Below are 15,871 nucleotides of genomic sequence, written 5' to 3'. Positions count from 1 at the left end.
GCACGGATAACGCCCCAGCCTTTCGCCTGTCACCGCCCTAGCAGGTGCAGCGGAGCCTCCGTGCGGAAGAGCTGCCCGTCGCTCATGACGTAGTTCGACGCACGGCGCTGGGCGACCGCGTCGGCAAGCTTGGGAAAGGTGGATTCGATCACTTCGAGAGTCCGCGCCCGGATCGCGGCGTGGGCGCTGTTCTTGAGCTCGTCGAAGAAGGACTCGATCGGGTTCTCGCCCTCGTCGTCGGTCACTTCCGCTTCCAGTTCCCACAGGCCTTGCTGGATCTCTCCGAGCTGGTGGCCGTAGGCGGTGCGCTCGTGCCGCAGGAAGTCGACCGCGAGCCTGCCGTCAGATGGCCGAGTCCACGACGCGCGGCCGCGGGCCTCGCGCCAACCCTCATCGGCGTCCCAGTCCGCCCGGGCCAGAGCGACGACCTCCGCGAGCGTCTCGTCGCCGGCCACTGAGTACTCGAATCCGGCGAGGAGCTGTGCGACCACCTGCTCGGCCTGCAGCTTGATTTCGTTCTGCCGGTGATTGCGCTCCCTTGAACGTGCAGCCTTCCGCGACATCTCTGCCGCGATGGCAGCGCGCTCCTTGAACCGGTCGGTCGCTTCGATCGCCTCGACCCGCCTTGAGGCGAACACGTGCCGCCGCCTGTTCGGGCCGAGCGATTCCACGACGTCGGGCTCCGGGAGGAACTCGGCGACCATGGTCACGCTCCAGTGGCGGTCGGCGAGCAGCTCCTGGCGTCGGTAGAGCAGCGGCAGTCCGGCATCCGCGCGTGCACGGTCCGCCTGCCAGTCGGGCGTTCCTTCGAGGGCCTGCGCTCTGGCCAGGGACCATCCCTGGTCGGAGCCGTGGAGGCGGTAGAGCTTGAGCATCTCCGGCGTCCATCCGCGATCCTTGAGCACAGAGAACGGGACAAGCTCACTCGTGTGCTTGTCGATGGGCATGAGAAGCGTTCCTCTCGTCGTGGATGCCTGTCACCCACCCGCCCGGGGCCGGCTCCGCCGGCCCGAATGACCACCGAGCGCGACCACGCCGGAGGCGGGGCGCTTCGACCTCACGGCCGCTTATCCTTTGCGGTACCCATACAGCCGCACGGACTGACCAAGCGTCGCGAAGGGGTCATGCTGTGGCCGGCGGAGCCGGCCCGGGTAGAGGGCGAGAAGATCACTGCGGCAAGCGGTGGACGTCGTCGATGTATTGCCGGATCGCCGCCCGCGCTTTCGCTTCGTCGTCCGGGACGCCGAGAGTCCTCTCGAACGTCGCCATGGACTCGTCAATGACGGTCTCGACGAGGACGTCGGCGTCGAATTCTTTCGCACCTCCCCCGAGAATGAGCCGTTCTCCTACCTTGAGGAACCTGCCGCTGATCGTCTCGGCCATGTAGTCCTCCTGGCTCACCGTGAACGGCTTCGTCAGCTCTGCGTAGCGCTCCTGGGCTCGTTGCGTTAGATCGTCACCGCTGACGCCCGCATCTCCGACCTCTTCGACGGCTTCCAGGATCGCGCGCTCCACCAGCGTCGCGATGAGGTCTGCTTCATCGACTCGATTTGGAAACATGTGATACCCTCTTTCTCAGATATTCGTATAACTTGCAACACTCCTCCCGGGACGGGCTCCGCCCGTCCATCTCTACACTCGAAGTCGACGTCTTCTTCAGGTACTTATTGGCTTCTCATCCAAATGCGTTGCCGTCATACCTTTATGGCCGGGCGACGGCCGACCCGGCGCATCCGGGGGCCGCAGTTACCAATTGCCCGGGGCACGGTGTTAACCTGACATCACTAGATCCCCCACGCCTCTCGGAGATGCGCACTTGGGGGATTTTCTTCTATGCAAAGCCGGGAAGCCAGGCGATGCCGCTGCCTGTAAGCGGGGAGTGTCCGCGCTAGGCAATTCGAAGCGACTGTAAGCTCCTTGCGCCTACCGCCATGTCCGCGACCGAGACCCTCGCCCCGTCGACCCATTCCGCCGGCGACGAGCAGCAGCTCCGCCGCGTCTACGACATGCTCACCGTCGAGGAGGCACTGTCCCCGCGGCCGCGGCACTACCCAGTGGGCGGAGCAGTAGACGACCCCGTCGAACTCCGCCAGTAGGTCTACGAAGGTGCTGCTGCGCGTCGTGGACGCGATGAGCAAGGGCCTGTGCGTCACAGTCTCGCCGACCTCGCGGACGCCGATCACTCCGCAGTCCGCCGACGTCGACGAGATCAGCTGCATCGACCAGATTCTGGCCGACGTGCACCGCACCCGAAAGGCGATAGCCGCCGAGCGTCGGGAGGCAGAAACGGACTGAGCTCAAATCACCGGCCTAATTGTCACTATCCTCCGGTGGGTCGAGGATGCGACCTCACTCGCAGACGAGATCTTAACCTGTTTGCGTCAGTACAGAACGGCGAAAGACGGCTATCACCAGACTTCCGCACCCAGCCAGAGATCGCCCCTACGGCCAACACCACGGACCACCCTCTCGGAACATCACCCGTCGGTCCAGGACGATCGCACTCGCTCGCCGCGACTAACAGCCTGCTTAGCCACCAAGCTTCTCGCGCAGCTGCCGCGCTTCGGCCTCGATCTTCGCCAGGCGAGTCTCTGCCTTCTTCCTCTGCTGCTCGTCAAGCTTCATACCTGTCTTTTTCTGGGTCGTCCGTGGCACCAGCCAGCCGATTCGCTGGTACCCGGTGATCCGCTGGGCGAAGCGGCAGGTGCGGCAGTCCTGCTCCGGCTCCGGTCTCGGCCAGCGTTGATCGATCATCCGCCGCTCATGGTCTCGTTCAGCCTCCGTCGTTGGCCATTCGGCGGCGCTGGACCAGTACGATTCGAAGTCACGCCGCATTTGCGCGGCGCGTTCTTCGCTGACGAGCTTCGGACCGTCCTCCGGCTTCCATCCGACTTCGGTGACCACGTGCTCGAAGACGTGACCGCACGAGAGCCGAACGCGCCAGAAGGTGGACGAGTGGCGTTCACGCTGCCGGACCTTGGCCCAGAAATCGGCGTCCATGTCCTCCCACGGAGGCTCTTCGGGATCCGGCGGGAATTCCTTGATCTCGGAGTCGAGCCATTCGACGATGTCTCGATAGATCTCGCCTCCCTGGCCGTGATCGTTCATGCACCAGAACTCTCCTTTGGGGAGCTTGCGGTTGGGTCGCGGAGCATTCCAGTTCTGATTGTCCGGAAAGTCGTCCTTCCCACGAGTGAAGAGCTCGTAGACGCACCCGCACTCCAACTGCACCCGCCAGCGGTACATATTCGCGGCCTTCGGCACTAAGAGATCTCGGAACTCGGGCTTGTAGCGTCGGCGCAGCAGCTCGGCGCACTCATCGAAGTCTTCCTGCGCCTTGGCACGTGATCGCGCACGGCCCGGCACTCGCGTCAGCAGCGCCCCGGCCTCGGGTGGCTTGCTTTCCTCGAACATAAAATCGCTTTCCTTAGTTGACCGCGCTGGTCACGTCTCCGTAGACGTTTCCAGAACCGAGTTCGGCCGTCGCCTACTTCCGGTCGAACATGCGGCGGATCTCGTTCACTTCCTCGCCACTGAAGATGCCTCCGAATCCGTCGTTTGGCACCTGTGGAACTTCCGACTTCAGCGTGAGCTTCACGTACCCCTTCGTCGGCTGCGACTCAATGACGTAGACGATCTCGTGGGTGATCGTCACCTCGCCTCGGTACGAGTCGCTGCTCTGCTCGTGCGTGAGCACGCGGAAGCCGTGCTTGTAGCCTATGTAATCGAAGAACTTCTGCTGGGCCTGCTCGTCGATCTGTCGGATCTGCGACGAGGATCCGCGCGCGATGATCCGCTGCGCGTGCGCGCAGTCGCGGTCCTCGGTCGGCCTGCCGCCGTCGTCGTTCTCGATAAAGTCGCACTGCGCCCGCACCCGCCGCATCTGCTCCTGGCTCGGGTAGGCGACGCGGCCCTGGTAGTACCTGATCGGTGCGATGCGGGTCATGCGTGCACAGCCGTGAAGGCCTTGTAAACCCTATTCGGAATCTTGCCGTACTCGGCGACATCGTAGCCCTCTCGCTTCGCCCAGGCGCGGATCTCCTCGCGCTCCTCGACAGTCGTGTCAGGCACGAATCGGTTCGACGGCTTCTTCACCGCCTTCCTGCCGGCCGCGATGTACGGGGCGAGCATCTTATCGAGCTCAGCGCGCTCCGACGCAGTCAGCTCCGTCTCGTACCAGGCGGCCTCCCACCCGATCGTCACGGTCTCTGCCTCGGGCTCGCCGCTCAGATCGGAGACCAGAATCGTCTTTGTCACCATGATCTTTCTCCGTTTCATCTCGTTGTGAGCCGGCGAACAGGTAGCGCATTGCTCGGCTCTCGTTGCCTATCGATCGGTCATTATGACTTCAATGATACTTATAAGTACGTGGATCTATAAGTACCACCGAGTGAATCTGTTTGAGTGCAGAAAAGAGGTCCACTCAACCAACGACTTGGGACGAATCTCCGTGCCATTCGTCTAGAACGCGGCTTCACCCAGGAAACGTGGGCTGAACACCTCGGATACGACCGCACCTACGTGGCCTCGTTGGAACGGGGCGAGCGAAACATGTCACTGGACTCGCTCACAGCCTTGGCAGAAAAGCTCGGGATCGAGCCTCTGTCGTTGCTGGCGGATCCCTCTACTCCTCGATCAGGTGACTGACCTCATCGAAAGCTGCAGTTCTGACTGGAGGAGTCTAGTCGCATCGAAACATTGACTCACTTGGCGTAGTTTCGAGCCGAGTCATCTGAAGCGGTGGGCACTGCTGAAATGGCCGCCCTCACGCTCACGCAGACGTCGGTAGAAGAATGCGCGTCGTCTCGAGCAGAGCGGAGACAATGCCTCTGCTTCCTCCCCCAAGGCATTCGTGAAGCAGCGAATCCGATTACCGCAGTACCCTGGAGACGTGCCCGATCCGTTTTCGCCCGACGACGAGTCCTACCGCACCTGCTCGGAGTGCGGCAGCGACTGCAAGCCTGAGCCAGTGCCGACCGAGGCGGGCATGAGGATCGCGTTCACCTGCCCAGAGCACGGGGTGTACAGCGTGGTCGACCCGTTCGACGACCTGAGGTGACCGTCCAGTCGTTCGAAGCAGCGCTCTCCGCCGCGCGATGATTCAGTTGCGATTGAGCCCGTGGGTCCGCGTATCTAACGCGAGTTTGAAATGGCGCTCGGCTTGGTCGATCACGCGAGTCGGCGTTGCCGGGTCGAAGACTCTCAGGATCGAGTATCGGAAGCTGTTCGGGTCGACGTTACGCAGTTCGACGTTGCCGCCGTGACCGTTGGTCGCATAGGCGCTCCAACGCTGGCTAATGCTATCCGCGCCGTCGGCCTTGCCGACGTACTGACGACCGTCGTGGGTGTCGGTGATGAGGTAGATGCCGACCACGGAGGCCAGCGCTGTTCTCCACGAGGCGTACATATGCTCGCGCATGATTGCCTGCAGCTGAGAATGGTCGAGGACGAGCCAGTCGAATCCGGGGAACGGAACGGGCTGCGCGTCGGCGATCTCTAGGACTGGGTAGGCGGCGGCCGTCGGTCCGTTGAGTCGCCAGGCACGCGGGGACCTCCAGCCGATCACGAGTCGACCTGCGAGGTCAGCGAGATGGTCGGTGGCAACGAGGTCAAAGGTGCGTCGAGCACCGTCGTTGGTCACTTCACCCCGGTTCTCCAGCACTGACCACAGTCTTGCCCGGTCACGGCCTTCAGGCAGGAAAACTATCCAGCGCTTGGGCGGCATCGCCGGGAATATCCGCGGCCTCGCCGACTGTTCGCGCGTGTACGCGAGAATCTCCTCGTCGGTCGAGTTCGCGTTGACGCCGGGCATTCCCGAGTCCTCGTGCTCGCGTACAAAAGCGTGCCGGATCGCCTGCGTCTCGGCCGGGTCAATACCGGCGCTGCGGAGGATCGCGTCGAGGGTCAGGGTCATGGAGCCTTGGGCTCCTCCGGCTTACCGAGAGCCTTCGCTGCATCCTTCACGAGGTCCGGCAGTTGGGCAGCGTCGACGTCACCGGCGTGCTTGGCGGCGTCACGGTGTGAGAAACGAGAGAGGACGTTCTTAACGAGCACCGCGTCGCCGACCTGAACTCGTGCGCTGAGCCGGACATCGTCGTCAGAGTTTGCGTAAAACGGGGCCAGTGCCCTGAGGGACAGCGCGACGTCCTCTGCTGTATCAGCCTCCCGGAAGTGTCGGCCGGCCTCACGGAGCAAGAGCGCGCCGAACGCACCAATAACGACAGCGACCGAGGCTCGCAGGATGCCGCCGCCGACTGAAATGTCGAAATTGTTGGCGATGGCCTCGCTGACGATGAAGTATCCGACGGCCCCGGCGAAGATGAACGCCGCCAGAGCACCCGCCCGAATCCATTGGGCAGCGAGTCGCTCTCGCTTCGCCCGCCCGTACCAGTCGCTAGCGCTGAGGTCTCCCGCGGCGTGCTCAGCGAGAGCAGTGCCAGCGCTTGCCGTAGCCGCGAGAATCGCCACATGCTCCAGGGCATTGGCATCGTGCTCATGATCAGTCTCGGCGCGCCGCTTCTCCCACTTTCCGATCGCTTCGCTCCACTCGTCGTCGATCTTCGCCTCGGCCGAAGAGCTGACGTCTGCAATGTTCTTGCGTTCAGTCTCGATGTCGGAGGCCAACGTATCGAGACGCTTGCTAACGCCGTCGAGCTCATCGACGCGCGCCTGGAGCGAAGCCTCCGTCTTTTCAACTTTGTCCTCCAACTGATCGAGACGCGTCGTGCGGGCCGCAATCTCGTTGTCGAGAAGCTCGACGTAATTTCTCGCGAGCTCCTTGGGCGGGGGCAGCGGGAGCGCACGTAGCGCTCCCTGCAATCGCCAGATCCGTTGCGGGTTCTGCGGTTGGTACTGAACACCTATGTACTGGCGGAACTCGCCGTCGCCGGTCTGCAGCTCATTGAGCGCGGCACTCAGTTCATCGAGAGCGCTGAGGTACAGAGCAGGCTGCTGGGCGAGCTTCGACTTCTTGGCTTCGGACAGCCACTCGACGACGTCCTCGCGCATCTGCTCCGCCTTGGCTTCGTCGTATCGAGCCGCTTTGAGTGCGTCCAGCTTCAGTTCCAGGGTCTCCCAGACCTTGTGTGAGCGATAACGCTGGGTGCCTGTCGTCATGTCCTACCTTGCCTGGCCGTCCGAGCGGCCCTCGTCATCCATTCGCAACCGCCGCGACTGGTAGAGATACTGCCCGATCAGGCGGATGAACTCATCAGCGCGATCACTCTCGCCTGTGAGCGCACCCGTCAGCTTGCCGAACGCGCCCTCATTGAGCACCGCAGCGTCGGTGAGGGTCTCGCGCAGCTCCGGTGAGGCCATGAACTGGTCGAGAGCGTTGTGGTCGATCTGGTCGGCGATGCGCGGGTCTTCCTCGGCCATGCCGGCTGCCGCGCGGACGAAGCCCTCGATCTGTGGGTCGGCGAACTCGGACCCGAACAGCTCGTTGATCTTCGAGACCACCTCCGACAGCAGCGCCTGCTCCGGATCCTGGTGCGACACGCGAGTTCCGATACCCGTGATGCCCTGCAGGCCGGGCGTCTCCTGATCACCGGACAGCGCAATGTCGGCGCTGCCCTGGTCGATCTGCCGGACACGGCGCATCTCCAAGCCCGAGACATCAACGTCCGGTTCTTCCCCATCGATCGTCAACAGCCGCACCAATTGACGCAAGAACTCGGCGAGCTTCTCCAGGTCGCTCGTGCCATAGTCCACGACCTGTGACATGAAGTCATACAGCCTGACGTACGAGCCGCAGTCCTTCCGGAACGTTCGAAGCTCATCGAGCGCTTCACTGTCTTCGCTAACCTTCGCGTCGTTCCAGCGGGCGAGGAACTCATTGCGCGCGGGAGTCACGGCCGCAGACAGTGCAGCATGCGTCTGCTTTTTCGCCCACCAGGCCTCTGCATAGCGCTCGACATCCTTCGGCGTGTAGATCCGCGCCTGAGCGAGCTTCGTCGCCAGCTGGTGGACGAGGTTCGGGTCGGTCTCTTTTTCCACGTGAGCCTCGAGGTAGTACGTCAAGAACGCCTCAAGGATGTCATCGGGGTCGTTGACGAAGTCGAGCACGAAAGTGCGGTCCTTCATCTCCCCCGACGGCGCACGGTACGTGCGGTTCAGGCGCGACAGCGTCTGAACCGCGTGCACGTCCGGTAGCTTCTTGTCCACGTACATCGCGCACAGCAACGGCTGGTCGAAGCCGGTCTGGAACTTGTCGGCGACGATCATGAGCCTGTATTCAGGACGACGGAACTCGCGTGCGAGGTCGGACCCGGTGCCGGGGTTCATCGACGCCTCGGTCGCGTCCTCGATGCCGTAGTCCTCATCGCTCAGCTTGCCGCTGAACGCGACGATCGACTGATACCCGTACCCGCGCTGCTTAAGGTACCTGTCGGTCTCGATCTTGTACCGCAGAGCAGCCTGGCGGGAGTCGGTGACGACCATCGCCTTCGCGTGCCCCTCCAGCAGGTGCGCGACGTTGGCCCGGAAGTGCTCGACGATGATCTCGACCTTCTGGCCGATGTTCGTCGGATGCAGTTTCGCGAACCGCATGATCTTCCGCGTCGCGGTCTTCGGATCCACAAGCGTGTCGTCCTCGGGGCCGATCCCCGTGGCGATGCCGGACTGGCCGTGCTGCTCGATCTCGAACGCTGTCTTGTAGGTCTGGTAGCCGCGCAGGACGTCGAGGATGAAGCCCTCCTCGATCGCCTGGCGCATCGGGTACACGTCGAACGAGATCGGCTTGCCGTCGTCACCGGGACGCCCGAAGAGCTGCTTCGTCTTCGCCTTCGGCGTCGCGGTGAACGCTAGCAAGGACACGTTCCTGGCCCCTGCGCGCGCCGCCGTCTCCAACGCGATCTGGCGCTCCATATCAGTGTCAGCCTCGACGAGCTGGTTGATCACGTCCTGACCGTCGACCTCGCCCTCATCATCAGCGACCTCGCCGCCCTCGGTGAGCACCTTCTTCAGCTCCGCCGCAGTCTTGCCCGACTGAGAGGTATGAGCCTCATCGACGATCACCGCGAAGTTCTTCGTACCGAGCGTTGTTTCCAACAGGTTTTTGACGAATGGGAATGTCTGCAGCGTGACGACGATGATCAGCGACGATCCGGTCAGCGCGTCCAGCAGCGCTCGGGACTTCGAGCCGCCGGAGCGGCGCACAGCCGCTGAGTCGATGACCGCGACGCTGCTGCCGGTGTCATCGACCTGCTCGACGGCCTGCTGCAGCTGCGCGTCGAGAACGCGGCGGTCGGAGACGATGATGACCTTGTCGAACACCTTCTCGTTCGACCGGTCGTGCAGGCGCGCGAGGCGGTGCGCCGTCCAGGCAATCGTGTTCGTCTTCCCCGAGCCGGCAGAATGCTCGATGAGGTATCTGCGGCCGGGTCCTTCATCGCCGATCGTGTCGACGAGATTCTTCACCGCACGCCACTGGTGGTAGCGCGGGAACATCAGCGCCGTCGAGCGCGTAATCTTCCCCGTCGCCGGATCTTCGTCCACGTCGGTTTTGAGGAACATCTGCGTCCCGAGGACGGAGAGGAAGTTCTCCCGCTGCAGCACCTCCTCCCAGAGGTACGAGGTCGCAGGGCCGGTCGGGTTCGCAGGGTTCCCCGCGGCACCGGTATCGTCATGGCCGAGGTTGAACGGCAGGAAGTAGGTCTTCTCCCCCGCGAGCTTCGTCGTCATGTGCACCTGGTCGTCATCGACAGCGAAGTGCACCAGCGCGCGCGTGCCGAAACCGAGCAGCGGCTGGCCAGCCGGTTCGCGGTCCTTCCGGTACTGCGTGACGGCAGTGCGCCATTGCTGCTTGAAGAACGACTTCAACTCGCACGTGGCGACCGGCAGCCCGTTGACGAAGAAGACGAGGTCGATCGACCGCTTGTCGCCTCGCTTCGGCGAGAAGTACACCTGCCGGGCAACGCGCAGCCGCACCTTCTCGTATTGCTCCGTTACGGTCTTGTTCAGCGTCGTCGCCGGTTTGAACTGGCACATCCGGAAGTGCGCCGTCGCCCCACGTGTGTGCGAGAACTTCCGACGCAGCACGTTAAGAGTACCGCCGCCCGAGCTCATCGGGGTGTCCAGCCGCGTGACGAGCGTCGACAGCAGTGCCTCTTGGTCGGCCTGCTCGGCACCCGTGGCAACGCGCACGACCTTCGCGTACTCTTCCGGCTGGGTCTCGCTCAGCCACCAGAGCACGTCCTCGGGCCAGATCGCGCGGTCCGCGTCATAGCCGTCATCGTTCGGGCTGTAGAGCCAGCCACGCGCGCCGAGGTATTCGGCGATCTCCACTTCGAGCGCTTCCTCGCGGGTGCCGTCTGGTGACGCCATCGTCTTCATCCAGCCTTTCGTGCTGTGCGTACATCGAACTGTCCTGTCACGGCCGCTGTAATCAGCGCCGACCGGCGCTCCTTCGCCAAGGCGATGTGTTCCTCAGCCTTAGTGATGAGTTTGTCGATGCGGGAAGTCTGTTCGTCGATGTGTTTGACGATCACGCGTTGCTCGTCGAGAGGCGGAATCGGAAGGGGCAGGTTGTCGAGGTCGTTCTGCTTAATTCGTCTATCGAAGGTGGTATTTGCGCGGGTATAAAGTTTGTACTGATCGAAATACGGCGCGGAGCGAAGCACTGCATGCAAATACCAGGGGTATAGCGCCTCATTAATCTTAAAGACACGATAGTCGGGGCTAACCGCTCCACGCTTGTCAGAGACCCCGATCGCGCCGCCGATCAACCACATCGGGTTCACTACAAGATCGTTCGGACGGGCGACAAAGTAACGAGGGATCGATGAGTCCGAGGCATTCTGTTGGATAGTCATGCTGGCCCGATCGACCAGATGACCTCTGACCGTCAACGACAGCATTATCTCAGTGCCAGCAATATTGCGCTCGGATCGCGGCAGGCAGACGCTCTTGAACCGCTCCATCCCCCAGCTTTCCGGCGCTCTTGAGAGCCACGGCTCCACAGCGAGTGAGCTCCCCCAGCGCGAAATATCGTGCTCGCCTGCCGCTTCGTGCCGAAGCCCCGTCAACGCTGTGGCGGTTATGACTGCAAGTCGGCGCTCCTCGAGCCGGCGAATCAGTTCCTCCTGCTTAGCCACGAGTGCGTCGATCTGGGCCGTCTCCTGGTCCAGGTAGTCGGCGATGGCGCGCTGTTCGCCGAGAAGCGGGACGGGGACAACCAGATTATCGTACCTGTCAGCGTTAAAATTCTGGATTGTACTAGTAATAGCATCGGCGTTTACTGCATCTTGGAAATCTGCTGACTGAGTGCAGTAGTAAAGGAAACGGGCGTCCGTATCAGGCGTGGGTGTATATCGCACCAAAAAGCCCGCCCATGCCATCCCCGAGGCTTCCTCGGGTACCAAGAAGGCTCTTCCGATGGTCCCAGAACGCGAAAGCAGAAGATCCCGGTACGACAATCGATGCTGAGTCGAGACTGCTTCTTCCGGAACAAATATCCCATTCTCCGCTGCCGTCAAGTGACCGCCGGCCAGATCGGTAGTTCTGATCAGCCGAACACCATCGGCGACATATTCGGACGCCGGAAAGTTGAGGCCGTACTGACCTCTCCCGGCAATGTGCTTCAACTTGGCGCGTGAACGAGTCACAACTCCACCTCCCGCAACAGCGACATGATTTCGCCAACGACGCGCTCGAGATCGGCGTCGATCTCCTCGAGAGGTCGGGGCGGCACGTACTCGTAGAAATGGCGCGTGAAGGGGATCTCGTAGCCAGTCTTCGTCTTGTCCCAGTCGATCCACGCATCGGCGACGTGCGGCTTCACTTCGGCGTCAAAATAGGCCTGCACAGTTTCCTGGAACGCGCCATGCGTCTTGGGGTGGTCTCCCCAGCCGAAGGGCACGTTCTCGGTGTCGCGCAGATCAGGATTAGGCTCTAGCTGGCCCTTGTTCTTGCCAGACTGCACCCGGCAGTAGTCGGCGGTCTCGTCGTGGACGCCGATCGTCTGCCATAGCTTCTTTCGCTGCGCGGGCGTGAGCCGCACGCCGTGGTCGCCGAGGTGACGGCCGAGCGCCTTGTCGAACTTCTCCCGGTTCAGATACACCTCGTCGCCGAACGCCTCGAGCGCCTCGGTGAGCCCTTCGACCTTCGCCAGGGTCTTCTGCTCCGCGAAGGCGCTGATCGCTTCGGGTGTGCACTGGAACCGCAGCTGCAGCGGACGCTCGACTGTGACGGTCCAGTATGCGAAGTCGCGCTTGTTGAACGCCTTCACCGGGACCTCGACGTCGTCCTCTTTCAATGTGCCGGCGAAGGCATGAACGACGGCATCGCGGTGCGCGTCGGGGATCTCGTTCCTCTTCGACCCGATCGACTTGCGCAGCTTCGTACCCAGCTTGGTCGCGTCGATGAGCTGAACCGTGTCCTTGCGATCCGCCGGCTTCGCATTCGACAGGATCCACAGGTAGGTCGCGATGCCGGTGTTGTAGAACATGTCGTTCGGCAGCGCCACGATCGCCTCGACGAGATCGTTCTCGAGCATGTAACCGCGGATCTCCGACGGCCCTGAGCCGGCCCCACCGTTGAACAGCGGCGAACCGTTGAGAACGATGCCGGCTTTGCCCCCGCGCCCCGTCTCGTCGACGTCGCGCATCTTCGAGGCGACATGCAGGAGGAAGAGCATCGCCGCATCGCCCACGGCAGGAAGCCCCGGCGCGAAGCGTCCCTGACCTCCGCGGGCGTGCTCGGCCTTCACCTGCGACTCGACGGCCTTCCAGTCGGTGCCGAAGGGAGGGTTGGACAGGACGTAGTCGAACTGACGGTCCTCGAACCGGTCTGTGGTGAGCGTGTCGCCCTGACGCACGTTGGTCGGGTCTTGGCCGGTGATGAGCAGATCGGCCTTGCAGATCGCGTAGGTGCGCTTGTTGATCTCCTGCCCGTACAGGGCCGTCGACGCGTCCGGGCTGAAGCTGCGCAGGTGCTCGTCGGCGACACTGAGCATGCCACCGGTGCCGACAGTCGGGTCATAGATTGACCGAACGGTACCTCGACCACGAAGAGCGTCCGCGTCATCGGCATAGAGCAGATCGACCAGGAGGCGGACGACGTCGCGAGGCGTGTAGAACTGACCCGCGCCTTCGTTGGCCGACTCGGCGAAGCGGTAGATGAGGTTCTCGAACAGGTCGCCCATATCGGCGTTCGACACTGCATCCGGAGACAGGTCGATGCCCTCGAAGTGCTGGGTCACCTGCGACAGTCGCTCGCGGTTGTCGAGAGTGCGGATGATGTTCTCGAAGTCGAAGGACTTGAACACGTCGAGGTTCGTCGAGAACCCGCCGACGTAGTCGATGAGGTTCTCTGCGAGGTTGTCGGGGTCCTGGAGCGCTTTCTTCAGCGTGTAGTTGCTCGTCGTCCAGAACGATAAGCCTGGGTTGTCGGTCGTTCGGGTCTTCAGCTTCAGGTGCGTGCGCCGCTGCTGTTCCCCTTCGTAGCCAGCGACGATCTCCGCCATCACGTCTCGATGCGGGGCCATGACGCACTCCAAGCGTCGCAGCACTGTGAAGGGCAGAATGACTGAGCCGTACTCGGACTCGGAGTAGGGGCCGCGCAGAGTGTCGGCGACACTCCAGACGAAGCCTGACAGAGCTGACACGATCGAGAATTCTCCTGGTAGACGAGACAAAATTGTGAGTTGACTCGATACTACCGGTGAGGTGTGACGCAACGACGAAATAGCTCAGCGATGCCTCGATCAGACAGACATCGATACCAGGAACTCCAACGCAGACAACCTTCGTTCGGCCGAATCGTCAGCACCTCTGGTCACGCGACGGCACGCTTCGCCCATGCCCTTATAAGCGCAGTTACCAGAGACCCAGCCGAACTCTTGGACTGCTTTCCCATGGCCAAGGAGGGCACTATCGATGGGCATATAGGGGCTTGTCACCGTCCGGGACCGCCTCTCGCGGAATATGCATGTTCACACATTGATTGACGCACTGTCGATATTCGCGAACACCAGGGAAGGCCATACTCATGACAGAACACGTTCCACACTCATGACAGAACACGTTCCACTGACACGCGGCGCTTGGAACGTCCAAGCAGACGACCCCGAGGCGCTCGGCGATTACTGGGCGAGCTTCCTCGACGTGGTACCGAACCACTGCTCGGGGATGGAGTACCTTCCGGCTTACGAAAGCGGAGGCGTCCCGATGATGTTCCAGCCGCGGACCACACCGCGTCCGGAGCATCGGGACTCCCATGTCGATCCCACTGTTCCTTGGGGCCAGCGCGGTCCATACGTCGACCGGGCCGTCTCGCTTGGTGCGACCGTGAAATGGGACGTCCTCGACGAGCATCCTCACGTTCGATAGACGACGCTCGCCGATACCGAAGGGAACCTGTTTTGCATCGCTGAGCACCCGCCGGCGGAAGCGGGATAGTCTGCCGAAATGAAGATGGCCCCGGCCTCACCTAACGGTGGGATCGGGGAATGTATCGTGGCTCCGCAAGCCTCCCTCAAAGCTTGCAACCGATCGGCCGAGCGCAACGGACCGCTCAGTAGTAGTGAGATCCGCTCAGTCGCTGCGAGCTCGATGTTATCCCTGTGCACGGCTGGCACAGGGTATCAACTCTTAGGCCTTGCCGAAGTCAGACTTCGACCCCAAGGTCGCGGATCCACTTGCTCGACGTCGAGCTTCTCATGCCGACCGATGCGGCTAAGTCGGCAAAGTTCTCGCTCGCCCCTCGGCGCGGGGTGATCTCCGAACTTGGGCGGTCAGGCTCAGCGGGGGCCGAGTTTTACTTCCCTGGGTTATCACCCGAAGTTGCCAGGAGCGACAAACTGCGAAGTCGGTAGAGCCGGGGTGGGTCTTGCGCTCGTACAGGATCTCAAAGACAATCTATTTTCATGGAGAATACTGAAACCCCAGCGGTTGATCGGCCAGTTTGTTTTGTGATCTCTCCGATCGGAGCTGAGGGTAGCGAGTCCCGAAAGCAGTCCGACACAGTGCTCAAGCATTTGATTCGCAAATCACTGGGATCGGAGTACGAAGTTGTCAGGGGAGACGAAGAGGTAAACCCAGGATCGATAACTTCTAGGATAGTTAGCTCGATACTTGAAGCGGATTTGATTGTTGCCGATCTATCGGGATTTAATCCAAATGTTTATTATGAGGTCGCTATTGCTCACGGGTACGAGAAGCCAACGGTCCACATTCAACGCGATGATGAGTCTCCAGCTTTCGATTTGAAAGACATGAGGCTTGTCCGCTACGACACGACTGATCCGGAGAAGCTTGAGAAGGCTCAGACTCTATTATCCAACTATTCCAAGTTTGCAGTAGGAGAATCCGGAGAGATTGTTACGCCGCTTTCTGACGCGAAACGTTTTATTCAGCTTGCAGACAGCGTTGACCCGGTGGCTCAGAGTAACTTCGAAGTAATCGAGCAGCTGAGCTCTCTACGCGCCGAGGTGAGGCGAGCTTTCTCACCAATCGCGCCGCGCAGGAAAACACCTATTGCGAAGCCAAAGGATATCAGCTCACTCATCGCTATTATCAACAACGCATCGAATCGCGGAGTGCTCGAGGCGTCGGATTTTGCTTCGGTCATCAACTCGGAAACTTCCACTAGCTTTGACAAGTGGGTCAAGAAGAGGCTATCTCGACTGATTGGAGACGATGACGACGCTGTCTTGGATGAGATACTTGTCGATCTTGAGGATATTGTTCACGGTGGAGTAGACGATAGCGATGTCGATTAAACTTTGGCGATTACCGTTCGCATGAGATGGGTGCTCGTGTATCGATTATCTGTACCTCTCGGCTTTTCTTCGATTCTGAATTCCAATCGACTTTCATCATTTTCCACGCGACGCCTAGACCGATGTTCAACACAAGAGCTATACAGCGTCAAT

At 61.5% G+C, this 15,871-nt stretch carries 16 protein-coding genes; 6 read left to right on the top strand and 10 right to left on the bottom strand.

The window, feature by feature from the left end:
• Positions 1 to 29: 29 nt before the first annotated feature.
• Positions 30 to 947 carry a hypothetical protein gene (locus SB749_RS14905; RefSeq protein WP_410711003.1) on the bottom strand — a complete coding sequence of 306 codons (918 nt, stop codon included), beginning with the start codon at positions 945 to 947 and terminating at the stop codon, positions 30 to 32.
• 220 nt (positions 948 to 1,167) lie between these two features.
• Complete coding sequence (locus SB749_RS14900) at positions 1,168 to 1,560, bottom strand: hypothetical protein (protein ID WP_410711002.1); 393 nt, start codon at positions 1,558 to 1,560, stop codon at positions 1,168 to 1,170.
• 371 nt (positions 1,561 to 1,931) lie between these two features.
• Between SB749_RS14900 and SB749_RS14895 the strand changes: the two genes are divergently transcribed.
• Positions 1,932 to 2,096, top strand: a complete 165-nt coding sequence (locus tag SB749_RS14895) for a hypothetical protein (RefSeq protein WP_410711001.1) — start codon at positions 1,932 to 1,934, stop codon at positions 2,094 to 2,096.
• Positions 2,097 to 2,106: 10 nt separating this feature from the next.
• A complete protein-coding gene (locus SB749_RS14890; protein ID WP_410711000.1) occupies positions 2,107 to 2,295 on the top strand; it encodes a hypothetical protein in 189 nt (62 codons plus the stop codon).
• A gap of 234 nt (positions 2,296 to 2,529) precedes the next feature.
• Here SB749_RS14890 and SB749_RS14885 read toward each other — a convergent pair whose 3' ends face one another.
• The 3 genes from SB749_RS14885 to SB749_RS14875 all read right to left on the bottom strand — a co-directional run bounded on the left by SB749_RS14885 (position 2,530) and on the right by SB749_RS14875 (position 4,260).
• Complete coding sequence (locus tag SB749_RS14885; RefSeq protein ID WP_410710999.1) at positions 2,530 to 3,414, bottom strand: hypothetical protein; 885 nt, start codon at positions 3,412 to 3,414, stop codon at positions 2,530 to 2,532.
• A 73-nt stretch (positions 3,415 to 3,487) separates the two neighbouring features.
• A complete protein-coding gene (locus SB749_RS14880) occupies positions 3,488 to 3,946 on the bottom strand; it encodes a hypothetical protein (protein ID WP_410710998.1) in 459 nt (152 codons plus the stop codon).
• Positions 3,943 to 4,260, bottom strand: a complete 318-nt coding sequence (locus tag SB749_RS14875) for a histone-like nucleoid-structuring protein Lsr2 (RefSeq protein ID WP_410710997.1) — start codon at positions 4,258 to 4,260, stop codon at positions 3,943 to 3,945. The genes SB749_RS14880 and SB749_RS14875 overlap by 4 nt, the downstream gene beginning before the upstream one ends.
• Before the next feature lie 144 nt (positions 4,261 to 4,404).
• On the opposite strand from SB749_RS14875, the gene SB749_RS14870 reads away from it, so the two are divergent.
• Both SB749_RS14870 and SB749_RS14865 read left to right on the top strand, forming a co-directional pair.
• Positions 4,405 to 4,647, top strand: a complete 243-nt coding sequence (locus SB749_RS14870) for a helix-turn-helix domain-containing protein (RefSeq protein ID WP_410710996.1) — start codon at positions 4,405 to 4,407, stop codon at positions 4,645 to 4,647.
• 244 nt (positions 4,648 to 4,891) lie between these two features.
• Complete coding sequence (locus SB749_RS14865; RefSeq protein WP_410710995.1) at positions 4,892 to 5,059, top strand: hypothetical protein; 168 nt, start codon at positions 4,892 to 4,894, stop codon at positions 5,057 to 5,059.
• 42 nt (positions 5,060 to 5,101) lie between these two features.
• On the opposite strand, the gene SB749_RS14860 is transcribed toward SB749_RS14865, so the two are convergent.
• From SB749_RS14860 to SB749_RS14840, 5 genes are read right to left on the bottom strand one after another with little or no spacing between them, the layout of a single operon-like run.
• Positions 5,102 to 5,914 (bottom strand): GIY-YIG nuclease family protein, encoded by an 813-nt coding sequence (locus SB749_RS14860; protein WP_410710994.1) that lies wholly within the window; start codon positions 5,912 to 5,914, stop codon positions 5,102 to 5,104.
• Positions 5,911 to 7,116, bottom strand: coding sequence for a hypothetical protein (locus tag SB749_RS14855; protein ID WP_410710993.1), 1,206 nt, complete (start codon positions 7,114 to 7,116; stop codon positions 5,911 to 5,913). Before SB749_RS14855 ends, SB749_RS14860 begins: the two co-directional genes overlap by 4 nt.
• A gap of 3 nt (positions 7,117 to 7,119) precedes the next feature.
• A complete protein-coding gene (locus SB749_RS14850; protein WP_410710992.1) occupies positions 7,120 to 10,323 on the bottom strand; it encodes a type I restriction endonuclease subunit R in 3,204 nt (1,067 codons plus the stop codon).
• A gap of 5 nt (positions 10,324 to 10,328) precedes the next feature.
• The gene (locus SB749_RS14845; protein ID WP_410710991.1) at positions 10,329 to 11,603 is read right to left on the bottom strand and encodes a restriction endonuclease subunit S; all 1,275 of its coding nucleotides are present in this window, start codon (positions 11,601 to 11,603) and stop codon (positions 10,329 to 10,331) included.
• Complete coding sequence (locus SB749_RS14840; protein WP_410710990.1) at positions 11,600 to 13,603, bottom strand: N-6 DNA methylase; 2,004 nt, start codon at positions 13,601 to 13,603, stop codon at positions 11,600 to 11,602. The genes SB749_RS14845 and SB749_RS14840 overlap by 4 nt, the downstream gene beginning before the upstream one ends.
• Positions 13,604 to 14,009: 406 nt before the next feature.
• On the opposite strand from SB749_RS14840, the gene SB749_RS14835 reads away from it, so the two are divergent.
• Together SB749_RS14835 and SB749_RS14830 are read left to right on the top strand one after the other, a co-directional pair.
• Positions 14,010 to 14,327, top strand: a complete 318-nt coding sequence (locus SB749_RS14835; RefSeq protein WP_410710989.1) for a VOC family protein — start codon at positions 14,010 to 14,012, stop codon at positions 14,325 to 14,327.
• 536 nt (positions 14,328 to 14,863) lie between these two features.
• A complete protein-coding gene (locus tag SB749_RS14830) occupies positions 14,864 to 15,718 on the top strand; it encodes a hypothetical protein (protein WP_410710988.1) in 855 nt (284 codons plus the stop codon).
• Positions 15,719 to 15,871: the final 153 nt, after the last annotated feature.

Source organism: Brevibacterium sp. SIMBA_078, assembly GCF_046534565.1.
In the GTDB taxonomy this organism is placed as follows: Bacteria; Actinomycetota; Actinomycetes; order Actinomycetales; family Brevibacteriaceae; genus Brevibacterium.
This window is presented reverse-complemented; position numbering and strand designations above follow the sequence as displayed.

What these genes read in the sequence shown, in the direction of transcription:
- SB749_RS14855 (WP_410710993.1), bottom strand. Translation starts at nt 7,116, where the DNA reads ATGACGACAGGCACCCAGCGTTATCGCTCACACAAGGTCTGGGAGACC.
- SB749_RS14835 (WP_410710989.1), top strand. Translation starts at nt 14,010, where the DNA reads ATGACAGAACACGTTCCACTGACACGCGGCGCTTGGAACGTCCAAGCA.
- SB749_RS14880 (WP_410710998.1), bottom strand. Translation starts at nt 3,946, where the DNA reads ATGACCCGCATCGCACCGATCAGGTACTACCAGGGCCGCGTCGCCTAC.
- SB749_RS14905 (WP_410711003.1), bottom strand. Translation starts at nt 947, where the DNA reads ATGCCCATCGACAAGCACACGAGTGAGCTTGTCCCGTTCTCTGTGCTC.
- SB749_RS14830 (WP_410710988.1), top strand. Translation starts at nt 14,864, where the DNA reads ATGGAGAATACTGAAACCCCAGCGGTTGATCGGCCAGTTTGTTTTGTG.
- SB749_RS14885 (WP_410710999.1), bottom strand. Translation starts at nt 3,414, where the DNA reads ATGTTCGAGGAAAGCAAGCCACCCGAGGCCGGGGCGCTGCTGACGCGA.
- SB749_RS14860 (WP_410710994.1), bottom strand. Translation starts at nt 5,914, where the DNA reads ATGACCCTGACCCTCGACGCGATCCTCCGCAGCGCCGGTATTGACCCG.
- SB749_RS14895 (WP_410711001.1), top strand. Translation starts at nt 1,932, where the DNA reads ATGTCCGCGACCGAGACCCTCGCCCCGTCGACCCATTCCGCCGGCGAC.
- SB749_RS14850 (WP_410710992.1), bottom strand. Translation starts at nt 10,323, where the DNA reads ATGGCGTCACCAGACGGCACCCGCGAGGAAGCGCTCGAAGTGGAGATC.
- SB749_RS14875 (WP_410710997.1), bottom strand. Translation starts at nt 4,260, where the DNA reads ATGGTGACAAAGACGATTCTGGTCTCCGATCTGAGCGGCGAGCCCGAG.
- SB749_RS14900 (WP_410711002.1), bottom strand. Translation starts at nt 1,560, where the DNA reads ATGTTTCCAAATCGAGTCGATGAAGCAGACCTCATCGCGACGCTGGTG.